The organism is Chryseobacterium glaciei (genome assembly GCF_001648155.1).
Taxonomy (GTDB): Bacteria; Bacteroidota; Bacteroidia; order Flavobacteriales; family Weeksellaceae; genus Chryseobacterium; species Chryseobacterium glaciei.
On sequence record NZ_CP015199.1, the window covers coordinates 517055 to 543314 of the forward strand.

15 protein-coding genes are annotated in these 26260 nt (G+C 35.0%); 9 read left to right on the top strand and 6 right to left on the bottom strand.

The annotated features are described in order from the left end of the window. Positions 1-295: 295 nt before the first annotated feature. Entirely contained in the window at positions 296-4957 is a 4662-nt protein-coding gene (gene dnaE, locus A0O34_RS02285; RefSeq protein WP_066750841.1) for a DNA polymerase III subunit alpha, read from the bottom strand. 292 nt (positions 4958-5249) lie between these two features. Here dnaE and A0O34_RS02290 point away from each other — a divergent pair, with 292 nt between their 5' ends. The 3 genes from A0O34_RS02290 (at position 5250) to A0O34_RS02300 (ending at position 10677) form a co-directional block, all read left to right on the top strand. Next, a complete protein-coding gene (locus A0O34_RS02290; RefSeq protein WP_066750842.1) occupies positions 5250-7364 on the top strand; it encodes a S8 family peptidase in 2115 nt (704 codons plus the stop codon). A gap of 75 nt (positions 7365-7439) precedes the next feature. Next, a complete protein-coding gene (locus A0O34_RS02295) occupies positions 7440-9512 on the top strand; it encodes an alpha-ketoacid dehydrogenase subunit alpha/beta (protein WP_066750843.1) in 2073 nt (690 codons plus the stop codon). A gap of 133 nt (positions 9513-9645) precedes the next feature. Further along, a complete protein-coding gene (locus A0O34_RS02300) occupies positions 9646-10677 on the top strand; it encodes a bestrophin family protein (RefSeq protein WP_066750844.1) in 1032 nt (343 codons plus the stop codon). Between the two features lie 3 nt (positions 10678-10680). Here the strand turns inward: A0O34_RS02300 and A0O34_RS02305 are convergent, their stop codons facing one another. Further along, entirely contained in the window at positions 10681-11139 is a 459-nt protein-coding gene (locus A0O34_RS02305; RefSeq protein WP_066750845.1) for an Lrp/AsnC family transcriptional regulator, read from the bottom strand. A 155-nt stretch (positions 11140-11294) separates the two neighbouring features. Here A0O34_RS02305 and A0O34_RS02310 point away from each other — a divergent pair, with 155 nt between their 5' ends. Continuing rightward, complete coding sequence (locus A0O34_RS02310; RefSeq protein ID WP_066750846.1) at positions 11295-12521, top strand: aminotransferase class I/II-fold pyridoxal phosphate-dependent enzyme; 1227 nt, start codon at positions 11295-11297, stop codon at positions 12519-12521. A 485-nt stretch (positions 12522-13006) separates the two neighbouring features. On the opposite strand, the gene A0O34_RS02315 is transcribed toward A0O34_RS02310, so the two are convergent. After that, positions 13007-14011, bottom strand: coding sequence for a glycosyltransferase family 2 protein (locus A0O34_RS02315; RefSeq protein WP_066750847.1), 1005 nt, complete (start codon positions 14009-14011; stop codon positions 13007-13009). Between the two features lie 174 nt (positions 14012-14185). On the opposite strand from A0O34_RS02315, the gene A0O34_RS02320 reads away from it, so the two are divergent. After that, positions 14186-15454, top strand: coding sequence for a flavin monoamine oxidase family protein (locus A0O34_RS02320; protein ID WP_066750848.1), 1269 nt, complete (start codon positions 14186-14188; stop codon positions 15452-15454). A gap of 486 nt (positions 15455-15940) precedes the next feature. Here A0O34_RS02320 and A0O34_RS02330 read toward each other — a convergent pair whose 3' ends face one another. Beyond that, positions 15941-17104: a THUMP domain-containing class I SAM-dependent RNA methyltransferase gene (locus tag A0O34_RS02330; RefSeq protein WP_066750850.1), complete on the bottom strand. Its 1164-nt coding sequence runs from the start codon at positions 17102-17104 to the stop codon at positions 15941-15943. 136 nt (positions 17105-17240) lie between these two features. Here A0O34_RS02330 and A0O34_RS02335 point away from each other — a divergent pair, with 136 nt between their 5' ends. The 4 genes from A0O34_RS02335 to A0O34_RS02350 all read left to right on the top strand — a co-directional run bounded on the left by A0O34_RS02335 (position 17241) and on the right by A0O34_RS02350 (position 23540). Next, positions 17241-17969 (top strand): SAM-dependent methyltransferase, encoded by a 729-nt coding sequence (locus A0O34_RS02335; RefSeq protein ID WP_066750851.1) that lies wholly within the window; start codon positions 17241-17243, stop codon positions 17967-17969. Further along, on the top strand, positions 17969-18694 hold the full coding sequence (locus A0O34_RS02340) for a ZIP family metal transporter (RefSeq protein WP_066759427.1): 726 nt from the start codon (positions 17969-17971) through the stop codon (positions 18692-18694). Before A0O34_RS02335 ends, A0O34_RS02340 begins: the two co-directional genes overlap by 1 nt. Positions 18695-19129: 435 nt before the next feature. Next, the gene (locus tag A0O34_RS02345; RefSeq protein ID WP_066750852.1) at positions 19130-21874 is read left to right on the top strand and encodes a SusC/RagA family TonB-linked outer membrane protein; all 2745 of its coding nucleotides are present in this window, start codon (positions 19130-19132) and stop codon (positions 21872-21874) included. A gap of 13 nt (positions 21875-21887) precedes the next feature. Next, entirely contained in the window at positions 21888-23540 is a 1653-nt protein-coding gene (locus A0O34_RS02350) for a RagB/SusD family nutrient uptake outer membrane protein (protein ID WP_066750853.1), read from the top strand. A 92-nt stretch (positions 23541-23632) separates the two neighbouring features. On the opposite strand, the gene A0O34_RS02355 is transcribed toward A0O34_RS02350, so the two are convergent. Continuing rightward, entirely contained in the window at positions 23633-25012 is a 1380-nt protein-coding gene (locus A0O34_RS02355) for an OmpP1/FadL family transporter (RefSeq protein WP_082891235.1), read from the bottom strand. Positions 25013-25069: 57 nt separating this feature from the next. Next, a complete protein-coding gene (locus A0O34_RS02360; protein WP_066750855.1) occupies positions 25070-26161 on the bottom strand; it encodes a prolyl-tRNA synthetase in 1092 nt (363 codons plus the stop codon). Positions 26162-26260: the final 99 nt, after the last annotated feature.

The window sequence follows — 26260 nt, forward strand, 5'->3', positions numbered from 1 at the left end:
TTAATATCAAAAAATATCATAATTTTTTACATTAAAAAAAGCAATTTAACTAATTCATTATCAATAATTAAACAAACATTTGAACTAATTAAAATTATCCTCATTATATGAATTATTTATTAATTATTAATTACCAAATAGTTAACTTAAAAAGTGACGGAATTTTTAAATCAAACAAAATCAGATAAAATGAAAAATATTAGTTATTAAAATTTTACTAAATAATGAAATTAGTTAATATTATTAAACAAAAAAAGTGACTTACGCCACTTTTTTAACTTTATTTCGATTCAAATTAGTTGAGATAAAACTCGTATTTGTTGAGCAGTTGTATTTCTTTTATCAAATCCCCATTGAGATCAACCGAATGTTTCATAGATTGTAATTCTAAATGAGAATCATCCTCAATGTTTTTAATGAAAAATTTCAACTTCTGATCTCCTTTGTTTCTATCGAGTACTGTTCTGAAAAAATCAAGATCTTCCGGTCTGAAATCCATCACATCCATAACCAACGAAATACTTTTTGCGAATCTTTCGAAGGCTTCCTGAAGCTCGATCACATCATTTACATTCACGAAAACGCGTCCGTCTTTCACTTGGGCAAATTTTATTTTAAAAATAACAAAACGCTGCACCTCAAGTTTTTCTTTCAAACGCATATAATCCCTGTCTCCCAACCTGAAAGAATATGATCCAGAATAATCTTCCAATGTAACAAAAGCTACTTTTTCACCACTTTTGAAACCATCTTTTACCACATATTCCGTGATCAAACCGGCAACTGTATATTCTTTTCCGGCACCTCCGTTCTCTCTTTCTTTTTGTAAAGTTTTCCAGTCTTTTTTCTTCTCCTCAAATAATTCTTCTCCTTTATTGGCAAAAGCTTGGTCTTTGTAAGCATTAACCTCATCGAGATTTAAGAATAAAAAATTACCTTTTGGCTCGGCTTTTTTAGTTACTTCTTCAATAATTTCCTCTTCGCCTGTAGATAATTCATCAGAAACAATTTCTATAAGATCTGCAACCTCATCGGTAGTATCTTTTTCAAGGATCGGAACAACTTCTGCTACTACTTTTTCCTCTTCATCCTTTTCTAAAACCGCTTTTTTTGAAAGCTGACCTTGCATGAATTGATAATGATATTTAAACTCGTCCAACGGGTGCGCAGAAAGGTAGAAACCGATGATTTCCTTTTCTTTATTAAGCTTGTGCATGTTCGGCCATTCCGGGCAAGGCGCTAATTTTGGCTGTTCGATCTGAACTTCATCCGCAAAATCTGCAAAAAGAGAATGTTCCATCTCGTTTTTCCCTTCCTGGAAGCTTTGTCCGTATCTTATTAACCTTTCCAAATTCGTTCTCCCTGCCATATCAATATCGAAATACTGACCACGGTGGAAAGAATCCAATTCATCAAAAGCTCCCGCCAATACTAAACTTTCCGCAACTCTTTTATTCATTTGAGAAGGTAAGATCCTTTCAAAGAAATCATATATATTTTTAAATCTTCCGTTGGCTTTTTCTCTTGTAATTCCTTCACTAGGACCTTCTCCAATACCTTTGATCGCTCCCAACCCGAAACGGATCTGGCCTTTTTCGTTTACTGAGAACTTATATTGAGATTCATTAACATCAGGCCCTAAAACGTCTACCCCAATACTTTTACAATCTTCCATGAACATGGTAATCGATTCTGTATTGTTGATGTTGTTACTCATTACACTCGCCATGTATTCTGCGGGGTAATTTGCTTTCAAATAAGCTGTATGATATGCAATTAAGGCATAACAAGTTGAGTGAGACTTGTTGAAGGCATATTCTGCAAAGGCTTTCCAGTCATTCCAGATTTTATTTAACGGATCTTCGGCAAGGTTGTTTTTCTTACCACCTTCGATGAATTTCGGGTACATTTTATTCAGTACATCGATTTGCTTTTTACCCATCGCTTTTCTCAATGTATCGGCTTCACCTTTTGTAAAGTTGGCCAATTTTTGAGACAGAAGCATTACCTGCTCCTGATAAACGGTAATTCCGTAGGTTTCTTTTAAATATTCTTCGGTTTCGGGTAAATCGTAAACAATTTCTTCAATTCCGTGCTTTCTGTTAATAAAGTTCGGAATATATTTAATAGGACCCGGACGGTAAAGGGCGTTCATGGCAATAAGATCGGCAAAAACCGTTGGCTTAAGCTCCCTCATGTATTTTTGCATCCCCGGACTTTCATATTGGAAAATCCCAACCGTTCTTCCTTCCTTAAATAACTGATATGTTTTTGTATCATCAAGCGGAATCGTATCCGGATCGATATCAACATTATGTCTTTCTTTAATCAACCTTAAAGCATCCCTGATGATCGTCAAAGTACGAAGACCCAAGAAGTCCATTTTCAGAAGTCCGGCACTTTCTGCCACCGAGTTGTCGAACTGAGAAACCAAAATATCAGCATCTTTAGCAGCAATCGTCACCGGAACCAGATTACTCACATCTTCCGGCGTAATAATAACTCCACAAGCGTGAATACCCGTATTTCTGATACATCCTTCCATTTTTTTCGCACTCGCAAGCACATCAAAACGTGGATCTTCAGGACTATCCAGAACATATCTCATCTCATCGACAAGCATCTGATCTTCAGGTTTTAATTTATCATATTTTGCTAAAGCTTTCGCAATATTCATCCCCGGTGTAGAAGGGATAAGTTTAGCAATATTAATAGTGTCTGGAATTGAAAGATCTAAAACCCTTCCGGCATCTTTAATAGCAGATTTCCCACCCAAAACTGAATAGGTGATAATCTGAGCTACCTGATTTTTACCGTATTTTTCAACTACCCATTTAATGATCTTGTCTCGACCTTCATCATCAAAATCGATATCAATATCGGGCATCGAAATCCTTTCCGGATTCAAAAATCTCTCAAATAGTAAATCGTATTTAATAGGGTCAACATTGGTAATTCCGGTACAATATGCAACGGCAGATCCTGCTGCCGAACCACGTCCCGGACCAACCCAAACTCCCATTTTACGGGCTTCGTTACAGAAATCCTGTACAATCAAAAAGTAACCGGGATAACCTGTATTGGCAACAACTTCAAGCTCAAAATCAAGACGTTCCTTAATTTCGTCTGTAATTGTTTCATATCTTTTTCTTGCTCCTTCGTAAGTTAAATGCGTTAGATAGGCCATTTCACCACGTTTTCCTCCATCAACCTCATCTTCAGCATGGATAAACTCCTCTGGAATATCAAATTTTGGAAGTAAAACGTCTCTTTTTAAGGTATAAGGTTTAAATTTTCCTGTAAATTCTTCATAAGCATCAAAAGCATCAGGATAATTTAAAAAAGCTTCTTTTATTTCATGAGAATTTTTAATAAAATACTCTCCTGAAGCAAGCCCTCTTCTCTTACCAAAACCTTTTCCTACAGGTGTTGTTTGTTTTTCTCCATCTTTAATACAACTTACAATATCCTGAATATTAGAATCATCTTTATCCGTATAATAAGTTTCGTTTTGAGCTAAAATTTTAACATCATATTTATCTGCAAAATGCAGTAAAACATCATTTAAATGCTCTTCTTCTGGAAGATTATGGTTTTGAATCTGAACATAAAAATCATCTTCAAAAGTTTCTTTCCACCATTTGAAAAGCTCCTCCCCTTTTTGTTCCCCTGTATTTAAAATCGCATCAGGAATATCTCCGTTGATTCCGGAAGTCAGGGCAATTAACCCCTCTTTATATTGAGAAATCAACTCTCGGCTGATCCTCGGAACTCCAAAATAAAATCCTTTTAAGAATCCTATACTTGAAAGTTTTGCTAAATTTTTATATCCATCAAAATCCTTTGCCAAAAGAACAACCTGAGTCCTTCTGTCCGGATCATCTTTGGTAAACTGTTTCTGTTCGTAGCGGTCTGAAATATAAAATTCACAGCCAACAACAGGGATCAAAGGCTCAGAAACAGGTTCATCTTCATTAAATTCTGTTCCGTTTTCTTCTGCTTCCTGTTTTTTTGCTAAAAATTCTTTATGCTTTTTCGCTCGGTCGCCATTTGCACCTTCAACCGCTGAAACGAATTTGAAAGCACCCATCATATTCCCAATATCCACCATTCCGACAGCGGGGAAATTATCGTCAGAAGCTTTTTTAATTAAATCTGAGATACTTGAAGTCGCCATCAACGTTGAAAAAACACTATGATTATCAAAATTGAAATATCTTCCAAGATCAATATCATCAATACTTCCAACGTCGCTTTGCTTTTTCTTATTATTGAAATCTGCAACCTGCCTTCTGATAACAATTCCGAAAGGTTTTATCGGATCGGGATACAGCGTTTTAAAATACGCCAGCTGATCCTCAGAAGTTTTCAGAACCTCAGCAGGAATGATCCCGATTCTCATCATTTCGAAGAAAACCTGAGCCGTTGCATTTACGTCGGCTGCGGCATTATGGGCTTCATCGAATTTATTTCCGTAAAGTTTTTCGTAAAGCTCCTCCAATTTCGGAGGTTTGAATCTTCCTCCACGGCCTCCTCCAAGCTGACAATAATTTGTCCCCAAAATCATGGTATCCGCTTTTGGCTTTTCCTGGAGTTTGTCCTCTATATTTTTTCTGAATAATTCTGCCCCGACAATATTGTAATCAAACTCAACATTGTGTCCGGAAACTACCCTTACTCTATCTAAAACTTTAGAAAACTCTTCTAAGATCTCCTGTAGATCTCGACCTTCTTCATTAGCAATTTTTGTTGTAATACCGTGAATTCTCGCGGCATTAAATGGTATATCGTAACCTTCCGGCTTTATTATATAGTCTTGGTTTTCAATTAGAACTCCATTATCGTCATGTAATTGCCATGCGATCTGAACCATTCTTGGCCAGTTGTCTGAATCTGAGAGTGGTGCGTTAAAATTCTTTGGTAAACCTGTGGTTTCTGTGTCAAAAACTAAATACATGTAATTTTTCTAGCTTTTATTAAAAAAAGAGAATGTAAAGTTACTTCATTTTTTTGAAAATTTAAATCATTTAGGTAATGACATTTCATTAATAAATTATGGTTAAACAAACAAATTTTAAACATTTGTCATTTTGGTTACAATTATAAAAATGACATAATTTCATGCTATTTTGGGTATTTTCAAAACCTATCAATATTATTTTTAAATTAATTCATACAAAATGAATCCAAACAAATAATTTTATATATATTTGCTAGATATACCGTTTTTAAAAATTTACTAAAAAGTTATGAAGAAACATTTACTTTTGGTCGGCACTTTGGCAATTACATTATTAAGTGCGCAAAACAATGAAGGATTAAAAAGAGAGTTTGAAAAACAAAACAAAGAGAATACTGCAAAGTTTGACTCTTATGTTTCAAAGCATTACGGAGCAAACAGGTCACCGGAAGCTTTAAAGGAAATTGAAGAGCAGAGAAGTAACTTAGCCGGATTTACACCAAATGGTAAACCTTATTTTTATCAAAATGAAGATCTTAGACAAGTTGCCAATGCCAATGCTGACAATCTTAACACTGCAGGCGGAGTAAGTGGATTAACTAATGCTTATAATGGTGAAGGTATTAACTACACTATTTTTGACGGCGGTAGAGTTTATGCAGCACACACAGCTTTCAATAATATTCCAGGAAGAATTACGAATAAAGAAGCGGCTACTAACATATACAGTGCGCACTCAACTGGTGTGGCTAGTTTTATTGGTGGTAAAAGTATTGCTATAAGTGGAGGTGGTCTTAGTGGTGATATTAAAGGAATCGCTATAAATTCTACAATGGATTCTTACAGGTTTGCAACAACTACATTACCTGGCAATACTGCAACAAGTACTGTATTTGACAAAATACTTATAGCTCAACCCAATTTATCTAACCACTCTTATGGAAGCAATGTAGGATGGGATCTAAAAACAGTTAGTGGAGCTAATGCATGGGTATGGGGCGGTGCTTTTGACACTCCTGCTACTGCGATGGATTTACAGGGAACGTATTTCAGCAATGATCAGAGTTATGATAGGATTGTATATAACAACCCTTCATACATTATTGTAAAATCTTCCGGAAATTATTTTGGTTACGGACCAGATTACCCAGGAACAGATGCTTTCCCTAAATATTATACAGACGACACTAATACTTTGGTTCAATTCGCTACAACAGATACCCTTCCTACAACAAACTGTAGCAATGGAGCTGATTGTATCGGACCCGGATCTTTAGCTAAAAATATTATCGTAGTTGGAGCTACGGATGTAATTTCTACTAATAACTTTAAATATACTACAGCTTCTGATGTTGTTCATTCTGATTACAGTAGTGCAGGACCAAGAGATGACGGAGGAATTAAACCAGATATTTCCACTACAGGAACTAATGTATTCTCTGCAGCTACAGCAGAAAACACTACAGGAAGTGTAACATATAGCTACGGAAGCGGAACTTCTTATTCTGCACCCGTAGTAACAGGAGTTATCGGATTGTGGACTCAAATCAACAAAGATCTTTTCACTAATCAAATATTAAATGCTGCAAGTGCAAAAACATTAATGATTCATTCAGCTTCTGAAGCTGGAAACATTGGTCCGGATGCATTGTTTGGATGGGGATATATCAACGCTAAAAAAGGTGCTGAAATATTAGTTGGAAAATCTAACAATACTGTTATTTTTAACAATGAAACATTAACAAGTGGCACCCCTAACATGAAAAAAGTTACTGCTTCTGGTACTGAGCCATTAAAAGTTACAATTTCATGGATCGATCCTGAATATGTTGTTCCTGCCAGCTTAACATGGGCACAAGCTTACAACAACAGATCGTCAAGATTAGTAAATGACTTAGATCTAAGAATTGTAGACACAGTAACAGGTACAATTTACCAGCCTTGGAAACTAAACGCATTAAGCCCAACAGCTCCCGCTACAAAAGGAGATAACACAGTTGACAACGTAGAACAAGTTGTAATTGATGCTCCGGTTCTAGGAAGAGACTATAGAATTGAAATTGGTAATAAAGGAACTTTAGTAAACAATGCAGGTGTGGCAGCTCCTCAGAACTACTCTATCATCGTTACAGGATATTCACAACTAGTTTTAGCAACTGGTGAAACTCTTAAAGACAGTGGTATTGCAATCGCTCCAACAATTACTAAAGATATCGTAAACGTATTGAAAGCTCCTAAAAAATCTACTTTCACTATTTATGACTTATCTGGTAAAAAATTACAGAATGGGGTAATTAATAGCGAGAGACAAGCGATCGATATTTCTTCTTACACAAAAGGAATTTACATCATTGAAGTGAAGACTGATAAAGATGTAATTTCTAAAAAAGTTATCAAAGAATAATCAATACAATAAATAGATTACTACAAAACACTAACACTTGTTAGTGTTTTGTTTTTTTATGTATATTTGCTTCCTATGGAAAATACACTTCACGAAAAAGTTTCTCAGGATATTTTGCTAAAGGCTTACAACCATATGATGCTTGCAAAAGCAATGGCCGACATTTACGAAGAAAACAGAAACATCTGTAAATATGTTCACAGTACGTCAAGAGGTCATGAAGCTATTCAGTTGGCTACAGCTTATCAATTAAAAAAAGAAGACTGGGTTTCTCCTTATTACAGAGACGAAAGCATCCTTCTTGGGATTGGTTTTGAGCCATATCAATTGATGCTACAGTTATTGGCAAAAGCTGACGACCCTTTTTCAGGAGGTAGATCATATTATTCTCACCCTTCAAGCAGGGATGAAAATATGCCAAAAATCATTCATCAGAGTTCTGCAACAGGAATGCAGACCATTCCTACAACCGGAGTTGCTCAGGGAATCAAATATATTCAGGATTTTGAATTACAACAATTTGAAAACAATCCTGTCGTTGTTTGCAGTCTTGGAGATAATTCTGTGACTGAAGGTGAAGTAAGTGAAGCTTTACAATTTGCAGCTTTACACCAACTTCCAATCATTTTCTTGGTTCAGGATAATGAATGGGGAATTTCTGTAACTAAAGAAGAAGCAAGAACTTGTGATGCGTACGATTTCGTAGCTGGATTCACTGGTTTAAGCAGAATGAGAGTTGACGGAACAGATTTCACTGAAAGTTTCGAAGTGATGAAAAAAGCAGTTGATTTTGTAAGAACAGAAAGAAAACCTCTAGTTGTTTGTGCAAAAACAGTTTTGATAGGTCACCATACTTCAGGAGTGAGAAGAGAATTCTATAGAGACGAAGAAGATTTAACAAAGCACAGAGCAAAAGATCCGGGAGAAATCCTTAGAAATCAATTACTTGAATCTGGTGCTGACGAAGAATTATTAAAACAAATTACAAAAAAGGCAAGATTAGAAGCCGAAGAAGCTTTCCAAAGAGCTCAAAATGCTGAAGATCCGAAGCCCGAAACTGTAATGCAACATATTTTTGCACCAACTCCAATTACAGAGGAAGTTGGAACCCGCGAACCAGCAGGTGGCGAAAAAATTGTAATGGTTGATGCTGCGATTCACGCGATCCAAGAGATTATGTGGAAGCATCCAGAAGCTTTATTGTACGGACAGGATGTTGGTGAAAGAATCGGTGGAGTTTTCCGTGAAACGGTGACTTTAGGTAAGAAATTCGGAAGCAAAAGAGTTTTCAACACAGCCATTCAGGAAGCTTATATTATTGGTTCTACAACGGGAATGAGTGCAGTTGGTTTAAAACCAATTGTTGAAGTTCAGTTTGCAGATTATATTTATCCGGGAATCAATCAGTTAATTACTGAAATTTCAAAATCAAACTACTTAAGCAACGGAAAATTTCCGGTAAGCAATATCATAAGAGTTCCAATCGGAGCTTACGGCGGTGGCGGGCCTTATCACAGCGGAAGCGTTGAGAGTATTTTAGCGAATATTAAAGGAATAAAAATCGCTTATCCAAGTAACGCAGCAGATTTCAAAGGTTTATTAAAAGCAGCTTATTACGATCCGAATCCAGTTGTAATGCTTGAACATAAAGGATTATATTGGAGTAAAGTTCCTGGAACGGAAGATGCCAAAACAATCGAGCCTGCAGAAGATTACATCCTACCTTTCGGAAAAGGAAAAATCATTATCGAAGCTGATAAAAATGAAGTTGAAAAAGGCAGAAGTTTATTAGTTGTAACTTATGGAATGGGGGTTTACTGGGCAAAAGAAGCTGCGAAAAACTTTAACGGAAAAGTTGAAGTGATCGACTTGAGAACATTAATTCCATTAGATGAAAAATTGGTTTTCGAAAGAGTAAAAGCTCACGGAAAATGTATCGTTTTAACGGAAGAACAGTTAAACAATTCATTCGCAGAAGCCTTTGCACACCGTATTTCTAAAAACTGCTTTAAATATCTGGATGCTCCGGTAGAAACGATGGGTTCTCTTGACACACCAGCCGTTCCAATCAACTTAATATTGGAAAAAGAAATGCTTCCAAATGCGGAAAAATTAGCCGCGAAAATCGAAGAAATGTTAAAAAACTAAACATAACAACAGAACCTCTAAATTTTAGAGGTTTTTTTATGCTGTAATTTATTTTAATTAAAAAACTTGTCTTAAATTTAAATTGGTATTTATTTTGTTAACCTTATTTCCTTCACATTAAAAATCTGCACAGATGATTACTACTAAATATGTCAATTACAAACAGGTCTTAAATTTATCCGGTCATCATTTGATCTGGATCTCGGTCTGGTGTACATTGATTGCCGTTCTTTTCTATTTTTTCAACTGGCAATGGATGACCATTCCGTGGGTTCCGGTTGCGTTGATCGGTACCGCGGAAGCATTTTTGGTTGGTTTTAAAAATAATCAGGCCTATGACAGACTTTGGGAAGCCCGAAAAATCTGGGGTGGAATTGTGAATTCAAGTCGATCTTTTGCTTCGATGGTCTATGCTTTTGATACTAAAAATGAAGAAATAGGCAGTTTTGATCTGGAAGATCGAAGAAAAAAAATCGTATATCGTCATATCGCATGGCTTTACGCTTTCCGTGAACAACTTTTGGTTCCTACAGAATGGGAGCACATCAGCCATGAAGACGAAAGTTTTAAAAATATTGATCATAAACGTAACAGATTAATCAAAGCAGGTTTTCCCGATTACGGAAGAACGCCGATTTTCCTTCATAAATATCTTTCAGAAGAAGAATTTGAACTACAATCTGATTATAAAAACTTTGCGACTTTCTTGGTTTCGAAACAGGCACAAGAAATCAATGAATTAAAAAATGATAAAGTTATTTCTGAATTTAATCAAATGCAATTGCAGAACTCCTTAAACGAGTTTTATAATTTTCAGGGACAGGCAGAAAGAATTAAAAAATTCCCGTCTCCTAGACAGTTTGCTAGTACAGCATTCGTCTTTAATATTCTTTTTATTCTTTTGCTTCCTTTAGGTTTGGTGAATGAATTTGCCAAATTGGGTGACTGGGGAATCTGGACTTCTATTCCTTTCTGTATCACTATCGGTTGGATCTATATTATCATGGAATTGGTGGGAGATTATTCCGAAAACCCATTTGCAGGATTGATGTTTGATGTTCCGATGCTTTCTATTTGCAGAACTATTGAAATCGATCTTTTACAAATGACGGGAGAAACAGACCTTCCTGACCCAATTTCATCTAAAAATGGAGTTTTAGTTTAAAATTTAAAGAACAATCGCCGTCGTATTTTTCACCTCAGAGATCATAAAAGAACTGTGAGTACTTGCAATATGCTGTAAAGTGGTTAATTTAGTCAACATAAAATTACGGTAGTCCGTCATGTCTTTAACACCGATTTTAAGGATGTAATCGTAATCTCCACTCACATGAAAACATTCCGTGACTTCCTGTAAATTCATCACTTCACGTTCAAACTGAAGTACATATTCTTTTTTGTGCTGACTTAATTTTACATGACATAAAATAATAAAATCTCTGTTGATTTTATGTCGGTCAAGAATCGCCACATATTTTGAAATTACACCATTATTTTCAAGCTTTTTGATTCGTTCATAAACAGCCGTTACCGACAAACCAAGCTTGTAAGAAAGCTCTTTGGTCGTTTGTTTAGCATCTTCCTGTAAGAAAAGAAGCAATTTTTTATCAATTTCATCAAACGTCATAGATATATTTTTGGCAAAAGTTTATATTAATCAAATATAATAAACATTTTTTCGGTTTAAATTAAATTTAACAGTTTTATATTCTAATATTTTAAAATTTAGTTGTAATAATTCTGGAATTAATTCATTTTTAGCTCAACAAAATCGAAAACATCATGAAAGACTTTAACGCAGCAAACGAAATACAGGATTTACAATATTTTGGTGAATTTGGTGGAGTAAATCCATCGATATCAGACAGTTCAACGTATACTTTTCTTTCTGCAAAGACGATGTTCGATACTTTTGAAGGAAATGCAGAAGGTTGCTATTTGTATTCAAGACATTCATCCCCGATGAATCTTTATTTGGCTCAGGCATTAGCAAAACTTGAAAATACCGAAGCAGCCAACGTTACAGCTTCCGGAATGGGCGCCATTACTTCTGTTTTGATGCAGGTTTGCAAAAGTGGCGATCATATTATTTCGAGCAGAACAATTTACGGTGGAACGTACGCTTTCCTGAAAAATTTTCTCCCTCCTTTTCACATTGAAACTACATTTTTAGATATTAATAATTTTGAAGCCATCGAAGCTTCTATTCAACCCAACACAAAAGTTATTTATTGTGAAAGTGTGAGCAATCCACTTCTTGAAGTTGCCGACTTGAGAAGACTTTCTGAGATCTGTAAAAAATACAATCTAAAATTGATTGTTGATAATACCTTCTCTCCTCTTTCAATTTCACCAACTTTATTAGGTGCCGATATTGTTATTCATAGTTTGACAAAATTCATCAATGGTAGCAGTGATACTGTGGGTGGTGTTTATTGCGGAACTCAGCAGTTTATAAACGATACAAAAAATGTAAATAACGGAGCTTGTATGCTGCTCGGCCCAACAATGGACAGCTTCAGATCTGCAAGTATTTTAAAGAATTTAAGAACCCTACATATCAGAATTAAACAGCACAGCTACAACGCAATGTATCTGGCTGAAAGATTTGAAAAAGACGGATTAAGAGTCGTTTATCCCGGTCTGAAATCTCACAGAAATCATGAATTAATGAAAAGCATGATGCACGAGGAGTACGGATTCGGCGGATTATTGACTTTAGACGCAGGAACTACAGAAAAAGCTAACGAATTAATGGAACTGATGCAACAGGAAAACTTAGGTTATCTGGCGGTAAGTTTAGGCTTTTATAAAACTTTATTCTCATGCTCAGGAAGCTCAACTTCTTCTGAAATTCCGGAAGAGGAACGCGCTGAAATGGGAATTTCCGATGGACTGATCAGATTCTCAATAGGGTTGGATCACGACATCGAGCGAACCTACGAAAAGATGAAGGAATGCATGCATAAAACAGGCGTTCTCAACCATGAAACCATCTCTATATTCTAATTATTGTTGTAAAAGCTGTTGAAATTTTCGACAGCTTTTATTTTTTTTATTCTGTTTGAATAATAATCCATTTTTAGAGTGGATGGATTTATTTTTAACGCAAGAGGTGCAAGTTTTTTTTTAAAATTAATCTGTATATTTTTTGTTCGCAAGGGCGTTTCACTCAGCTAAGAAGCGTAATGAAGAATGTATATTTTCCTTCATACTTTATTCATAAGGTTTGTCATCCTGTAAGGATCTCAACAACGCAATTCAAGGCCATGTATAGATCCTTCCAGGATGACAAACTAAATTTTGATTGATTACAAAGATTGAAAAAGAACGGCAAATACCCTAGCCCTGAGTGAAGCGGCATCCTTTTTTGTTGCGGCCGGAGCGAAGCGGAGGCCGTAATAAAAAAGATATAGCGGAAAGCAGGAAACAGCTTCAAATAATAAAATAAATAATTGATGTTCGACGTAGTCAAATAGCTTCGGAAAATAAAATTATTTTTGGTGAAAATGTTTCGGGAAAGCATCTTCAGGTTTCATTCTCAAAATATTTAATAAAACCCAAGATTTTAAAAATCCGTACCCGTAAGAAAACATTTGAATATAGGTTGAAATAACTGCCATTCCGGCAATGCTGATGTTTTTAGTCACTATTAAAGCATGGAAAAGAACCATAAAAGTATATAGCCCATAAAAAGCCAGGATAATTCCTCTTCCAAGCAAAAAATACTCAATGAATCCTAGAATATAGCCCAACATAAATAAAGTTGGAAAAGCAAACGAAATTTTTACATAATTCGGATGTCTTTGATTAAGAATCGGTCTTGCACAACCAAACTGATAAACTTGTTTTGAAAATTTCCCAAGATCTACTCTACGCTTATGATACACCGCAATGGTATCGAAAAAAGCTGTTGTAAAACCTTTTTCCCAAAGCGTCATTGACAAATCAGGATCTTCACCGATTCGCATTTCAGAAAAACCGCCCACTTTTTCGAAAACATCTTTCTTTACTCCCATATTGAAGCTTCTCGGTTGAAATTTTGAAACCGCCTTCTTACTTCCTCTAATTCCACCCGTTGTAAAAACGGAGGTCATGGAATATGAGATTGCTTTTTGCATTAAATTGAAGCCTTTGTGCGCTTTATCTGCGCCACCAAAAGCATCACATGGAATTTCTATGATATCTTTTTTAATATTTTCAATATAATCTTTCTCTACGATCACGTCGCTGTCGACAAAAACAAGCCATTCGTTTTCAGCTCTTTTTGCTCCGTAATTTCTTGATAAGCCAGGCCCCGAATTATCTTTTCTGAAATATTTAATGTCTAAAATTTCTTCAAAATTTTTGATTGTCGGTTTAAGATCAACAAAAGAACCATCATCAACAATAATGATCTCAAAATCTTTATCTGTTTGTTGGGTAAGAGAATTTAATAACTCAAAAAGCTCATCTTTTCGGTTAAAAATAGCAACGACGATGGAAATTGTAGGTTTCAAATTGAAAATTTTTCAAAATTAATTATTCATGAAGGAACTCGCAAACGGTTCGCAATTTATTCGAATAATTTTATTTTATATTTGTTAAAAAAACATTCAAATCGAACAAAATAGAACCTCAATGGACTTCTATCTTAGAAGAAAGCATAATTCAAAATTTACTATTGCGGATACATGGAAAAAATAATCATCGTCGGAGCCGGAGCTTCAGGTCTTATGGCTGGTTACGAATTGAGCAAACAAGGTTTTAACATAGAAATAATTGAAGCTCAAAATCGTATAGGAGGACGAATTAAATCAAAAAGTATAAACTCTTTTCCCTATTTCTTAGAATTGGGCGCCGAATTTGTACACGGAAATCTTCCTACAACCCTTCGATTGCTTGACGAGGCAAAAATTCCATATTATAAAACGGAAGGCGATATTTGGAATTATGAGGATGGCAATTTTAACCAAGATGACAATTTTTCAGAATATTTTGAAGCTTTTCATGAAAAATTAAGTCAACTTAAAGAAGATAGCAGTGTTTATCAATTTTTAGAAAAAGAGTTTAAAGGTGAAAGTTATTCTAAGTTAAGAAAAAGTATTCTCAATTTTGTTCAGGGTTACGATGGTGCAGACCCGAATGAGATGAGTGTTTTTTCTCTTCGTGAAGAAAATCCCGACAGTGAAGAAGACGAATACACAATTGAAGGCGGTTATTCTTCTTTAATGGAATATTTATATTTAAAATGCAGAGAAAATAGCGTTAATTTTCACTTCTCAGAAATAATCACGCACGCCAACTGGAAAAAGAATGAGGTTTTTATCAAAAGTAAATCCGATAAAGAATACAAAGCAGAAAAAGTGATTTTCACTTTACCAATCGCTCTGTTACAGCAGGAATCAATTGAATTTAAACCTCAGATTCCAGAGTATATTTCAGCGGCGAATGAGATCGGTAGCGGTCATGCCATCAAATTTATTTTTCAATTTAATTCTGAGTTCTTTAAAACGACAAAAATGTCTAAGCTTGAAGATTTGCATCTGCTCTTGAGCAACGAAGAAATTCCGACTTGGTGGATGCATAAAACAAAACCGGCTTTATTAACGGGTTGGTTGGGCGGTCCAAAAGCTTTTGAACTGAGAAATTCATCAAAGGAAGAACTTTTGAATAGGTCTTTGAAAACTTTACATCATTTTTTTTGTCTTCCTGAAAATATTATTTCAGAAAATTTAGAAAATTGGGAGATCAGTGTTCCTTCTGCTGATCCTTTTGCAAAATGTGCATATTCTTACAACAAAATAAATTCAGAAAAAGCGAGAAAGGTTTTAAATACACCTATTGAGCAGACATTATATTTTGCAGGAGAAGCTCTGTATACAGGGAATGCAACCGGAACTGTAGAAGCAGCTTTAGTCACAGGAGAGAATACTGCTAAGAAAATTATTCATTTAAAATAAACCTGATTTTAGATATAAATACAATACCGAAGCAGTTGATAATAAAATCAACGAAGTACAGAAAAACAGCATTGAAAAAAAACTTTTGAAGTAGAAAAATTCTAAAAGATATAGAGCAAAACAACATAAAAATGTAATTACCATACCAATCAGAATGGCGATACATACCGTTTGAAATGGACTCTGAACCAATAAAGGATCTTTAAAAACGATAAATAATAAAACTAAACTTACCAATGTAAAAGCCGTACTGAAAAACTCCACAAAATATTTGGATTTTTTGCGTTTTAATGATTTTTTAGATCCTCAATAATTAATATTTTCAGTTTTAGATGAACCAATACTCAGAAAGTCTAAAACTTGAAAAATACCATCAATTACATCAAAAATATTCCAAGACATACATTCGTTTTACATTCTAAGCAAAAATAGAATTTTCAAAAATAAAAAACCCTCCAAAATTGGAAGGTTTCGTTTAAATATTTTTTACTGATTTTCAAGTTTATGAACTTTTTTCGTTCCCTCGTACATTTCGTATTGTAAAAATCTTGTTTCCAATTTTCCGTTGAAAAGTTTGATCTTTCTTGAAGGTCGAAGTCCAATTTTCTTCACAGCTTCTAAGTCAGAAGAAATCAGCCAAGCTAATGTATTTGGATAATGCGTTTTGAAAGTATCTCCTATTTTCTTGTAAAAATCATCATCATTAATAGAAATTCTCTCGTCATAAGGTGGATTAAATACCATTAATAAAGGGAAAAGCTCTTTTTTAGTCTCAAAGAAATCCTGTCTTTTCACTTCAATAATATCTTCCATTTCAGCAGCTTCAATATTGGTTATTGCAGCGCTAAGCATTCTTCCATCAATATCGTAACCTACAATTTTACCTGTAAATTCTTTAATTCTACCGATTCTTACTTCTTTAATTCTTGCAAATAATTCAGAATCATAATTTTGCCAGTTTTGGAAAGCAAATCTTTTTCTGAAAATCTGCGCAGGAAGATCTAATGCGATCATTGCCGCCTCAATCAAAAGCGTTCCCGAACCACACATTGGGTCAAGGAAATTTCCTTTTCCGTCCCAGCCAGCTAATTGAAGCATTCCGCTTGCCAAAACTTCATTAATTGGTGCTTCACCCTGCTCTTTTCTGTATCCTCTTTTAAATAAAGCATCACCCGAAGAATCTAAGGAAATCGTTACCAATTCTCTGTCGATATGAAGGTGAAATTTGATTTGTGGACTTTTAGAATCCACATTTGGACGTTTTTTTACTTTTTCCTGAAAATAATCAACGATTGCGTCTTTCATTTTCAAGGTTACAAACTGTGAATGCTTAAAAGTGTCGGAATTCACCGTTGAATCAATCGCAAAAGACTGATCCACATCCATGAAATCCTCCCAATCCACTTTAAACAATTTATCGTAAAACTGATGCTGATTAAAAGCCTTAAATTCCAAAATAGGAACTAAAATTTTTAAAGCTGTTCTCGAAGAATAATTAATTTTATAAAGGAAACCCAAATCTCCTTCACAATTTACTGCACGATTTTTAATTTCGACATTACGCCCACCTAATTTTTTGATCTCTTCCGCCAAGATCGGCTCCAGACCGAAGAATGTCTTGATCTGAATCTTTAGATTTTCTATATCCATAATTTTATCATTAAAAGATTTAATGATTTAAAAACTAAAAGATTAAGGCTTCAATTTTACTGTTTATTGAAATTTTCAATCCCTCAATGTTTAAATACATTTCTTTTAAGACCACAAATTTAGTTATTTTTGCATTATGGAATGGTTTGAATCTTGGTTTGATACACCTTATTATCATTTGCTTTACAGTAACAGAGATTATACTGAGGCAGAAAACTTCATTACAAAGCTTACTTCGGAGCTTCAGTTACCACCTTCATCAAAGATCATAGATTTGGCTTGTGGTAAGGGAAGACACTCTGTTTTCCTTAATAAATTAGGCTATGATGTGTTGGGGCTAGACCTTTCCAGACAGAGTATAGAATTTAATAAACAATTTGAAAATCAGACCTTACTTTTTGATGTTCACGATATGAGAAATCCTATCGATGCAGATCCGATGGATGCGGTTTTCAACTTATTTACCAGTTTTGGATATTTTGATAACGAAAAAGATGATAAAAATGTATTCCAATCGGTTCATAATGTTCTAAAACCCGGAGGATATTTTGTATTGGATTATTTGAATGAAGAATATGTAAGAAAAAACATCGTTCCTGAGTCAATAATCACTCGCGGTGATATTGATTTTAAAATCTGTAAGAAAATTGAAGGAAGACATATCGTTAAAGATATTCAGTTTGAAGCAGACGGAAAACCTTTCCACTTCTTTGAAAAAGTAAAACTTCATACGCTGGACGCTATCAATTCTTACGCAACAGAATGCGGTTTTGAAAGAGTGAAAATCTGGGGAGATTATCAATTGAATGATTTTAATAAAGACGTTTCCACTCGTTGTATCAATTTATTTAAGAAAAAAGCATGATAATTGTTATTTTACTGATTTTAAGTGTAATTGCAGGGGTTTTTCTTGGAAAGCATTTTGGCAAAAAAGAAAAATTAGCAAAAAATTTATTGGTTTTAAGTGCAGGTTTCCTGATCACGATTTGTTTAAATGAAGTTTTCCCTCAAGTATATGCAGTTGAAGGGAGTAGCAATTTGGGAATATTTGTCATCGCCGGCGTGCTTTTACAAATGATCTTAGAAGCTTTAACAAAAGGGTTTGAACATGGGCATGTTCATCATCACAGCGAACATAATATTCTTCCTGTTGCTTTAATGGTGGGACTTTTCGTTCATGCATTTATTGAAGGAATTCCTTTAGCAAATGAAGAACAAGCACTTTCACCTTATCTGCTTGGAATTTTATTTCACAATCTTCCGATTTCATTTATTTTGGGAGCATTTTTATTCAATAGAAAAGAAGGATCTAAAAGTTCATCTTATCCCTCAATACTCATTGTAGCGCTGTTTGCTCTAGCATCTCCTTTTGGAATGTTATTGGGTAATTATTTTAATCCAGATTTACAGCCCTATTTCTTAGCTATCGTAGGAGGAATCTTCTTACATATTTCTTCTGTGATTATTTTTGAAAGCAATAAGAACCATAATATTGATTGGGTAAAAATTGGGCTTGTGATTGTAGGTGTTTCTCTAGCCTTAATTATGCATCTTTTCCATAATCATGACCATGTGGGGCATCATCATTAAAATTTTTCATCTTTTTTCATCGTAAAAAAGGACAACCTCTTATATAAAAATCATCTTAGCCATTTTCTACAAATGGCTATTTTTTATTTATTTTTTTCTATCGTTAATAAAACATTCAATTATTTAAAAGAATTCGACAAATAAAAGCAGTAGAATAATCTTAAATAATACTCTTTAAGTTACTTAAACATTCATCGACTGAATTTATATTAAAAATTATTTTTCTCATAAAAAAAACATTCATACTAAAAAAGAAATCAGTTAAAATTCAATCTAATTATTTGTAAAAAAGCTGTTATTTTACTGTTATTTATAATAATTAATTAATATTTAAACATTATAATTATTTATAATTTAATTAATTAACATAAATTAAGATATAAAATATAAACGATTTAACATTTTTTGTACATTAGCAAGACAAATCGCACATGTATGAAAAACCAAATCAAAAATTTTAAAAAAGTAGGAATTTGCTTTTTTTTAATGTCCGGCTTTATATCAGCACAGACAGTAAAAGACAAAGATTCCCTAAGAGAAAAAGAAATTGAAGACGTAGTCATTATCGGTTACAAAGCACAGAAAAAATCGAGTCTTACTGCAGCCGTTTCTACGATTTCTGATAAAAAACTAAAAGATGCCAGCACTTCCGATGTAGCCAGCATGTTACAAGGAAAAGCCGCCGGAGCTCAGGTTAACTTGGGAGGTGGCGCCCCGGGATCTACTGCTTCCGTAAAAATCAGAGGAACCTCTACGATCAATGGTCCAAGTCAGGCTTTATGGGTGGTAGATGGCGTAATGATGACTGGAACACCAAATTTAGATCCCAGCCAAATTGAAAGCATTAATATACTGAAAGACGCTACCTCAACAGCTTTATACGGATCCAGAGGTGCCAATGGCATTGTACAGGTATTCACAAAATCCGGAAACTCAGGAAAAGGTGTGTTGAGCTTTTCAATGAACAACTCTTTCAACACATTTACTAACGGCCGTTTCAAACTTATGAACGGAAATCAATTATATGATAACTTTACCTCATTAAAAAACGCTCCTCCTCTACCAGAAGAACTTAGAAATGATGGCTATAATTGGCTTAAAAACGGCACCCAAACGGGAGTTGTACAAAATTACACCATAGATTTCAGAGGAGGTTCTGAAAATTCTAAAACCTATATTTCCGGGAATTATTATAATGAGACTGGGACGGTTAAAACTTACGAATTCAACCGATTATCTTTCAGAATTAATCATGAACAAAAGATAAAATCATGGTTAACCTTAAAACCAAAAGTTAGTTTATCCTACACAACAGGAAAAGACAATCAAGGATCTCTTTACGAAATGTACCTCAACATGCCTTGGGATAACCCTAGAGACAGCTCTGGAAATTTAATCAATCCAAATACTTATACAGGTGATTGGTACGGAAGAGATTACAGCAATTATTTATATGATCTGCAATGGAATTATGGTAAAAGTAATCAATTGGATCTCTTAGGAAATCTTGATGCAGAAGTTAAGATTACCGACTATCTGAAATTTATCACAACCAATAACGTCACGTATAAAAACTACGATGACATGTATTATACAGACCCAAGGTCTATTTCCGGGGAGAGTAATAAAGGCGGGTTAACAGAATCATACGTAAAAGACATCAGTAAATTCTTCAATCAAATGTTGAGATTTGATAAAGATTTTGGCGTTCATAATGTAAATGCACTAGCAGCTTACGAATATTCGGACAGGTTTTATAAAATATCCCGAGCAGGCGTTTACGGTGTAGTTCCAGGAACAGATATTTTTGACGATGGAGCTACAACGGGACAAAAACCATCAGGAACAAAATTTGAAAGAGCCTACAATGCCCTTTTATTGAATGCAGAATATGTTTATGATAAAAAATATTTTGTTCAGGGATCTTTACGAAGCGAATCCTCTTCCGCATTTGGTAAGGATCACAGAAACGGACTGTTTTATTCTTATAGTTTAGGCTGGAATATTCATAAAGAAAAATTTTTCAACGTAAAAGCTATTAATGAATGGAAATTAAGAGCCAGCCGAGGCCTTGTAGGAAATACTCCATCACCAAATTACGGATGGCAGGATTTATATGCTTTGACACAAGTATATAACGGACAGGTCGGAGCAACTTGGAGTCAATTAGGAAATCCGGACTTAACCTGGGAATCGATTTATCAAAATAATCTTGGTACAGATATCTCAGCATTTAATAATAGATTGACTTTAAATGTTGATTATTTTAATAATAAGACTAAAAACTTACTAATATTAGCTACCCTCCCTTCATTAACAGGTGTCGACAGACAATATTTGAATGTTGGCGACGTACAAAACAAGGGTTGGGAATTTAACTTCAATTATGCCATCATCAAATCTCCAACCGTGACTTGGGATCTGGGATTCAATGTCAGTACTTATAAAAACGCTGTTCTTTCTACGAGAGATAATGCTACTCAACTTTTAAACAACAGTCAAGCAGCAATAACAGGATATGACGTCACCTCTTTTTACATGAGAAAATGGATGGGCGTAAATCCTGATAATGGCGCAGGCCAATGGGAAGTTGTAAATGCCGACGGAAGCAGAACTTTAACATCCAACTACAATCAAGCAACATTGCAGATCGTTGGCCATGCGACACCTGATTACTATGGAGCTTTCAACACCAATCTTACTGTCAAAAATTTTTACATGAATGCAAGCCTTTACTTCTCACAAGGAGGGCAAATATATAATTCAGACAGAGAATATTTTGATTCAGATGGAGCTTATCCATATTACAACCAAATGGTGTTACAAGATGGATGGACCAGATGGGAAAAACCGGGAGACAATGCAACACATCCGGTAGCAAGTTATAACAGCAGTAGTTTAACCAACAGACCTTCATCCCGATATTTAGAAGATGCAAGCTATGTTAAATTAAGATCTTTAAGATTGGGATACAATTTCCCAGCTTCCCTAACAGAAAAGATAAAAATTAAATCTGCTAGCATTTATATTATGGGTGAAAATCTATTTACGATCACTAAATTTTCAGGCGTAGATCCGGAAGTAGGAGCTGTAGGAGGCCAAACTACATATTCCGGTAGAGCAGGAACGATTTACCCAATTCCAAGAAGATTTTCTTTAGGCTTTAATTTCTCTTTTTAAAATTTAAAACATTATGAAAAAAATACTTATACCATTCATAGCATTAACATTAATTGCGTGTAATATAGACCGATCACCATTTGATTCCAAAGAGTCTGATGTAATACTTGCAGACCCAACAGGACTACAAACCATAACGTTAGGAAATTATGCCCTTTTGAAAGGCGACGCTAACGGGGGAGGATTTTTTAATAATCTATACCGAGTTGGAGAATACGGTGGAGATAACATCGATATTAGTGGAACAACATCCGATCAGTTTTTTTATTATTATAATTACAGAAGCATCAAAAACAACGGACGATCAAACGTAATCTGGAATGCAGGTTACAAAGCTATTATAGGCTGTAACAGAGTTATATCTAAATTTCCTGAAGGAAAAGATGCAGATACAGATCAGTTAATTGGTGAAAATTATTTCTTAAGAGCGTATGTATATTTTTCTTTAGTGAATGTGTTTGGAAAACCCTACAATCAGGGAACCGGAAATCTCGGAGTACCATTAAAGACTTCTGATGATGTGAATGAACTGCCACCAAGAGCTACCGTCGGAGCGATTTACGATCAGGTTGTAAGTGATCTGAAAAAAGCAGAACAGTTAATGACGCTTGATAAAAAGAATATTTATGCCTCAAAAGAAGCTGCTCAGGCGTTACTTTCCAGAGTTTATCTTTATATGGAAAACAATGATAAAACCATTGAATATGCTGATAAAGTGATCAATTCAGGAAAGTACACGATGCTTTCTAATTCTGAATTCCCTTCTTACCCAACCAAAACACCGGAAAACAATAATGAAACCATTTTTGCATTTAAATATAATAAAGATGGTGATTACAGTGATGGCTGGAACACAATAGGATCAATGTACGCCAATATTCAAAGCGTGGGCTGGGGTGAAATGTATGCTTCTTCTTCTTATTTAGACCTCATCAGACAAAATCCTCAGGATGCAAGAATGAAATTCATTTCTCCTAAATACACCAGTCCGCTAACTCCGGTTGCTTATTGGGTACAAAAAGGAACGAATGCAACGGGAGGAGTTACTTACAGTTATGTTTTCCAGAAAACATTTCAGCAAGGCGGAAACACTTTTTTCACAATGAACAGCGTCAATTATCAGGTATACAGTGAGGTTTTACCCAATAAAACGAATTATTATTTTAATAATTCAAGCGGCGTAAAAGTCTATGTTACTTTAGATAATGATATGGACAAAAGAAATGGATATCCTAAGTTTTATATACTAAAATGCTCACTACAGGAAGGTGTTGCGCAATTATGGTCGCCTGTTGTAATAAGATTGGCAGAAATTTATCTTAACCGAGCAGAAGCCTATGCAAAGAAAGGAATGACAACTTCTGCATTAGCTGATGTAAATATTATCAGAACAAGAGCTGGAATTCCAACATATGCTTCTACCCCTGCAGGACAAACAACTTTAGAAGCCGTTCTTCAGGAAAGAAGACTTGAACTCGCGTTTGAAGCACAGAGAAAATATGATGTATTCAGAAACAAACTGGATATGAACAGACAGTATCCGGGATCTCATTTAAATGGAACCAATCCGTTTTACACGATGCCTTATACTAATAACAGAATCATAGAATATATTCCTGAACAGCAAATCCAAATTCAACCAAATTTGATTCAAAATCCTGATTAATAACAATTAACTAAAAACAAATTGAAATAAAAAGCTCCGAATCTTCGATTCGGAGCCTCAATTTAATCACTCATTACATATATTGGAGGAAATTAAAATTTCCATCCCAATGTAAGAAAGAAGTTATTTCTGATATTCTTCACATCCGAAACAATGAACGAATCACTCGCTACACTATTCGTTGCAGAGTAATAAGCAGAATTATTATTATCATCCAATACACCAAACATAAAAGGATTGGTATATTTTGAAGTTATATTCTGATAAGCAGCATCGATATAGAATGATTTGAAATCATATCCGATACCGAATGACAACGCATTTCTGTTATTAAGAATAAGGTTACCATAAGACTGATCAACCTGATCTCCTCCATCCGTATATCTTCCGATAGTCAAAGCATCAAACGGTGTTGAAGCGTAAGAATACCCACCTCTCAATCTCACTTGTTTTACTCTGTATTCTGCACCAACTCTTAATTCAGATAAGTTTTTATAATTATCCTTGAAGAAATTATTGATGTCGGTTTCTGTTTGAGTATATACTTTATACTTAGGTTTTGTAAGCCCTAATGTATAATCTACGTCTAAAGAGAAATTTTTACTGGCTACGAATGCCGCACTCACTGTTGCTTTAAGGGGCGAAGTGAATTTATTGCTTTCAAGACCAATATCATCTCCGTAAACAGGATCATTGTAGAAATTATAACTTTTATCAATCGTCCAGAAAGTAGGTGTTTCAATAGAAGCTCCTAATCTAAAGTTTGGACTCAATTTACCAATCACCCCTAATGAAGCTGAAAAACCATTAGATCTTTCATAATAAGGTGTTCCGTTTTTACTGAAAAATTCTGTCGAATTATTAGTCGTAGAATTTAAAGAAGCCGTATCCGATTGATCAAGCGATGCGTTGAAGAAATTCAAACCCGCACCGACATACAAATTATTATTATAGTTTGCACCTACCCCAAAACTTGTTTTAGATAAATTACCATATCTATTGTACGCATGCCTACCGAATGATGACGAATTACTTGTATCTACATCAGTAAAAAGTATATTGCTGTTTCCAGAAGTTTCAACGTAATTATCAAGTGACTGATTCGAGAAATTAACACCAACATTAATGAACTTCCAAGCACTTTCTGTCATCAGCTGGAAAGTCATTACTCCGCCAACATTTCCAAGATCTCCTCTTGTATTACTATAACTCGTTGATGCACCAGCCAATGTCGAAGTATTTTTGTTACCCATAATCGACAATGTCCCGGAAACCTCACCAGAGATAGCAACTCCCAAACCTGCCGGGTTGGTTAATAAAGAACTGGCATCTCCACCCAAAGCTCCATTAGCTCCTCCCATTGCATTAAACTTAGAAGACCCGATCATTGGAGAATTAGAGTAAACATCAACAGAATTTCTTAAAATAGAAATATCCTGAGCCTGCGCAAAAAATGCCGCAGAAATACTCATTATTACTAAAGATTTTTTTAACATTATTTTTTTGAATAGTTATTAAATTTTGAAATATTATCTACCACCTCTGAAGCCACCGCCTCCTCCGCCACCGGAAGATCTGAAACCTCCGCCACCGCCAGAAGAACCTCCTGATCTGAAGCCACCGCCTCCAGAATTGTAACCTCCGCTAGATCTGAAACCTCCACTATCATTGGATCTGAATCCGCCATCGTTTCTTCTAGGTTGAGATTGTTGATTATAATTGTAGTTGGGTCTTGGTTGAGAATTTCCATTACGGAATCCACCAGCTTGGCCATTATTTCTAAACCCTCCGGCTTGTCCGTTGTTTCTAAAACCTCCATTGCTTCCTTGTTGTCTGAAACCTCCATTGGTAGATCCATTTCTGAAACCTCCATTATTTCCTGTATTGTTTCTGAAAGCACCGTTATTATTTCTAAAGCCGCTAGAATTTCTATTATTAGTGTTGAAACCGTTGCTCATTCTGTTAAAGCTGTTACCGTTAGAACCGCTTCTTCTGTAGATACCTCTGTTGTAATATCCATTACCCCAGTATCCACCGCCGTACCAACCTCCATAACCGTAGCCGTAAGGGTTTCCGTAGTATCCACCACCCCAGAAAGGATCGTAGAAGCCTCCGTATCCATAACCCCAAGAACTTCCCCATCCCCAACCGAATGAGCTACCCCATCCGAAGGACATTCCCATGCCCCAACCTCTGTTCCAACCCCAATAAGGGCTGTAACCACCGTACATTCCCCAAGGAGAACCCCAAGAATTGTCGTAATAGTTAGTTTGAGCACCGGCAAAATTACCCCAGTCAGAATCTGTGGCATTTGAGTTCCAGTTATTGTCACTCCAAGAGTCGTATCTGTTATTTTGATCCTGAGAATTCTCCTGTGCATTTTGCACAATATTAGAATCCTGATAGTAATCATAATATTCACCTACTCTATTACCGTTATCATTATTAATAATAACGCCTTCAGGTAGTGTATCTTTATTCGGGTCATAGTAAACCCCATCTGTCTCCGTGTATCCACCCATCTGAGCCCCACAAGACATAAGCAATAATCCACCTGACACCGCCAAAATCCCTTTAGATTTCAACATACCAAGCAAATTTTTATGTATATTTCTTTTCATGATAACGTAAAGATTTTTAATTTAAATTATATTTGCAATCGGTACCAAAAATGTACCAAAATATCCACAATAAAATCTATCAAAAATAGATTTTATTTT

What these genes read in the sequence shown, in the direction of transcription:
- dnaE (WP_066750841.1), bottom strand. Translation starts at nt 4,957, where the DNA reads ATGTATTTAGTTTTTGACACAGAAACCACAGGTTTACCAAAGAATTTT.
- A0O34_RS02290 (WP_066750842.1), top strand. Translation starts at nt 5,250, where the DNA reads ATGAAGAAACATTTACTTTTGGTCGGCACTTTGGCAATTACATTATTA.
- A0O34_RS02295 (WP_066750843.1), top strand. Translation starts at nt 7,440, where the DNA reads ATGGAAAATACACTTCACGAAAAAGTTTCTCAGGATATTTTGCTAAAG.
- A0O34_RS02300 (WP_066750844.1), top strand. Translation starts at nt 9,646, where the DNA reads ATGATTACTACTAAATATGTCAATTACAAACAGGTCTTAAATTTATCC.
- A0O34_RS02305 (WP_066750845.1), bottom strand. Translation starts at nt 11,139, where the DNA reads ATGACGTTTGATGAAATTGATAAAAAATTGCTTCTTTTCTTACAGGAA.
- A0O34_RS02310 (WP_066750846.1), top strand. Translation starts at nt 11,295, where the DNA reads ATGAAAGACTTTAACGCAGCAAACGAAATACAGGATTTACAATATTTT.
- A0O34_RS02320 (WP_066750848.1), top strand. Translation starts at nt 14,186, where the DNA reads ATGGAAAAAATAATCATCGTCGGAGCCGGAGCTTCAGGTCTTATGGCT.
- A0O34_RS02330 (WP_066750850.1), bottom strand. Translation starts at nt 17,104, where the DNA reads ATGGATATAGAAAATCTAAAGATTCAGATCAAGACATTCTTCGGTCTG.
- A0O34_RS02335 (WP_066750851.1), top strand. Translation starts at nt 17,241, where the DNA reads ATGGAATGGTTTGAATCTTGGTTTGATACACCTTATTATCATTTGCTT.
- A0O34_RS02345 (WP_066750852.1), top strand. Translation starts at nt 19,130, where the DNA reads ATGAAAAACCAAATCAAAAATTTTAAAAAAGTAGGAATTTGCTTTTTT.
- A0O34_RS02350 (WP_066750853.1), top strand. Translation starts at nt 21,888, where the DNA reads ATGAAAAAAATACTTATACCATTCATAGCATTAACATTAATTGCGTGT.
- A0O34_RS02355 (WP_082891235.1), bottom strand. Translation starts at nt 25,012, where the DNA reads ATGAGTATTTCTGCGGCATTTTTTGCGCAGGCTCAGGATATTTCTATT.
- A0O34_RS02360 (WP_066750855.1), bottom strand. Translation starts at nt 26,161, where the DNA reads ATGAAAAGAAATATACATAAAAATTTGCTTGGTATGTTGAAATCTAAA.